The organism is Paenibacillus sp. N119s, from assembly GCF_059447605.1.
In genome coordinates this window covers 1-3,911 of record NZ_JCAJRU010000341.1, presented here as the reverse complement: position 1 = coordinate 3,911, position 3,911 = coordinate 1, and the positions used below count along the sequence as shown (strand labels likewise).

General features: G+C 45.8%; 2 protein-coding genes. Both read left to right on the top strand.

Features of this window, described 5'->3' with window-relative positions; genetic code table 11:
- A partial coding sequence (locus tag AC5V8P_RS24120) for a hypothetical protein (RefSeq protein ID WP_495473949.1) occupies positions 1–415 on the top strand: 415 nt, incomplete at its 5' end.
- Positions 399–3,911, top strand: a 3,513-nt coding sequence (locus tag AC5V8P_RS24115) for a beta-ketoacyl synthase N-terminal-like domain-containing protein (protein WP_495473948.1), incomplete at its 3' end; no start/stop codon positions are given. The genes AC5V8P_RS24120 and AC5V8P_RS24115, both read left to right, overlap by 17 nt.

The following is a 3,911-nucleotide window of genomic DNA, read 5'->3' as shown; positions in this document are numbered from 1 at the left end:
TGGAGATGCCAAGCCGCAGAGAATAAGCCTGCCAGCCTATCCTTTTGCAAAGGAGCGGTATTGGATCACGGATATTAAAACCAAGCAGGCTTCCATTGAATCTACCAAAGCTGTACAGCCAACGGATATATTTGCTGATCAAAAAACACCTGAAACAGCGGCAGATAGTTCGCAAATGAATGGAAATGAAAGCGACGATCCTTATTCCCAAGCTATTCCTTCATATATCCAGAATATTCAAAATCATATTTCCGCCAGTGTTAAAATGAAGAAAATGCCAGATATTTCTTATCTAGCGGCTGAATACGAAAGAATTCCTTCGACTATGGTCGACAACCAAGCTTACTCGGAACAGGATAGGGCGACGCGAGGGACTAATCGGATGAGGAGGCTTACAGATGAAGGAAATGAATGATGTCTTATGCAGACTACTATGGGGGTATTTGCAATTGATGGGATTATGCCCCCATGCACATATGGACAAGAAAGCTATGATTAATGATTTTAAAACCCAAACAGCATTGCTGAATTTATACGATCGCTGGCTTGAAGAAAGCATAGAGGTATTGGCGCGGAATCATTATTTTTACCGTAAAGGAGATTCTTATAGCGTAAAGGATACAGCTTTGGTTGATCTGCAGGCTGTATGGAACGAATGGGAATTGAAGAAAGGGGAATGGCTGAAAAATCCGGATCTATCGGCCTGGGTTGTACTCGTAGAATCAACATTGCGCAAGTTGCCGGAAATTTTGACCGGAAACATACCTGCCACTGACATTGTTTTTCCTCAGTCCTCTATGAAGCTGGTAGAAGGTATATATAAAAATAGTCCTGCAGCAGATTACTTTAATGAAGTGCTGGGGGATATTGTAGTTTCCTACTTGAATGAACGGCTTAAGCATGACCCGTCAGGGTCGATTCGAATTATTGAAATTGGTGCAGGCACTGGAGGAACCAGCGCGATGCTCTTCCGGAAGCTTCGACCTTATCAGGAGCATATTAGTGAATACTGTTATACCGATAAATCCAGAGCATTTTTATTGCATGCGCAAAAAGAGTACGGCCCGCAAAATCCTTACCTGACTTATAAAATTTTTAATGTGGAAGAGTCGGCTGTGAGACAAGATATCGACACGGGCGGATATGATATTGCAATTGCCACCAATGTCCTGCACGCCACGAGGAACATTCGGCAGACATTAGGCAATGTCAAAGCATCGCTGCGAAAAAACGGCCTGATTCTTATCAATGAAATCAGTGGAAACTCGCTGTTAAACCACCTAACCTTTGGCCTGTTGGAGGGATGGTGGCTTTATAATGACCCCGAGCTGCGCATTCCAGGCTCTCCCGGTTTATACCCTGAACGTTGGCAGGAGGTATTGGAAAGCGAGGGGTTCCGGTCGGTCTTCTTCCCCGCTCAGGAAGCGCATGAAGTAGGCCAGCAAATTATTGTGGCTGAAAGCGATGGCATACTTCGGGATCAACAGAAGCTTGAACCTGGCAAGCCTCCATTGAAACAGCGTGACAAAGGGATTCAACCAGCTACTGATGTAACTGATGAGATGGCTAAAGAGCATGTCAGGGAGCTTATCGTAGAGAAGTTGGCTGAGGCCTTGAATGTGGACTCTTCAATGATTGATGTCCATGAGTCATTCGCAGATTATGGCCTGGACTCTATTCTTGGCGTCAACTTTGTACAGGATGTTAATCAGGGGCTGGGCATTCATTTGCAGACCACAGACATCTTTGATTACAGTTCGGTCAAACAGCTGACGGTATACATTTTAAGCCAATTCGGCGACACTGTTTTACAAGTCTTGGGACACAATGCTGATGCTGATCCAGTTGAGGATGGGAAAGATGCGAGCCATGAAACCCAAGCGCCTGAGGAACCGGAGTATATCTTCAATCCAGTTCAAACGGTAAGAGCATCCATTGAGCCAGAGAGACCCAAACAGGAGAATGCAGGAAGAAGCTTAGCGCAAAGAGAGCCGATTGCAATTATTGGAATGAGCGGGCGGTTTGCCGGGTCTGATAATGTACATGAGCTTTGGAACCACCTTAAAAATGGCGACGATTTAGTAAAAGAGGTAACTCGCTGGGATCTTTCAAAATACCAGGAAAAAAACACGAATTACTGCAATTATGGAAGTTTTCTGGAAGATATTGATAAGTTTGATCCGCTTTTTTTCAATATTTCGGGGCTGGAAGCGACCTACATGGATCCACAGCAGCGGTTGTTTCTGGAGGAAGCATGGCATGCTCTAGAGGATGCGGGCTATGCGGGTGCAGGGATAGATGGACGTCGGTGTGGAGTTTATGTAGGCTGTGCCGAAGGAGATTACCAGCGACTGCTGGGTGAAGACCTTCCTCCGCAAGCACTGTGGGGCCATATGGGCTCCGTGATTCCCGCCAGAATTTCCTACTACTTGAATCTTCACGGACCGGCGATAGCTGTAGATACAGCTTGTTCCAGTTCGTTAGTTGCCGCCCATCTTGCTTGCCAAAGCTTATGGTCTGGAGAAACGGATATGGCTTTAGCTGGCGGGGTGTATATTCATACGACCCCTCGCTGCTATTTATATGGTGACAGGGCAGGAATGCTATCTCACACAGGGCACTGTTATACCTTTGATGACAGAGCAGACGGAATGGTTCCAGGAGAGGCTGTTGGCGCGGTTTTACTCAAACGGCTTGACGAAGCAGTTGCCGATGGTGACCATATCTATGGGGTAATTTTAGGCTCAGCAATCAATCAGGACGGTACTACGAATGGACTTACTGCACCAAGCCAGAAGTCTCAGGAGCGACTGGAGCAATATGTGTACGATACTTTTCATATCCATCCAGAGCAAATCCAATTGGTGGAGGCACATGGCACGGGTACCAAGTTGGGAGATCCAATTGAATACCAGGCATTGACGCGAACATTTAGAAAATATACGGACAAGAAGGAATATTGCGCGATCGGGTCTATTAAGACGAATATCGGTCACACGCAAATTGCAGCAGGAATCACAGGAGTGATCAAGTTGTTATTGTCACTAAAGCATGAGCAGATTCCGCCTTCACTTCATTTTCGATCAGGCAATTCCAATATTCAATTTGCGGACAGTCCTTTTTATGTCAATACGCAATTGCAAAACTGGCTGATTGAGCCTGAAGCCAAGCGCTGTGCCGCAGTCAGCTCTTTTGGTGCTAGTGGCACCAATGCTCATATGGTTATCGAAGAGGCTCCACGTATGAAACGAAGACATTCTGAAAAGCCGGGGTATTTCATCCCGCTGTCCGCTCGAACTTCTCAACAATTACGCCGCCAGGTTGAGCAACTGATTGCTTATTGCGAACAGGAGCCTGAGGCAGACTGCGGTAACATGAGCTATACATTATTGCTTGGGAGAAAGCATTGCAATCATCGGCTTGCATGTGTTGCCCGTAATCAAGGTGAACTTGTTATGTCCCTTAAAAGGTGGCTGGATAAAGGCAGTGCTTCTCAAGTTTATTATTCTGAACTGCATGAAAAAGACCAACGCATTCAAACGTCCTTGAAAAGATTTGGAAATGAATGTATTCAAAACTGTCAAAATGCAGGTGATGTCCGTGAGTATTTGGAGTTTTTAACTACGATTGCGGACTTATATGTGCAAGGATATCCGTTAGATTTTGAGCGTTTGTTTTCAAATGAACAGTACTCCAGAATTCCGCTGCCGACTTATCCTTTTGCAAAAGAGCGGTACTGGGCGCCGGGGAATGAAGCCCAAATGACTAAAAGCTTAGGCACAAAGAGTGAAATCAAATCAACGATTACCAGAGCAGAGGAAACACCAGTGGTTACAGCTAGCCATACCCTGCTGCTGGAGCCAGTTTGGAAGGAGCAGGACGTGCCGCTGGAGGTCGAAGCACCTGTCTAT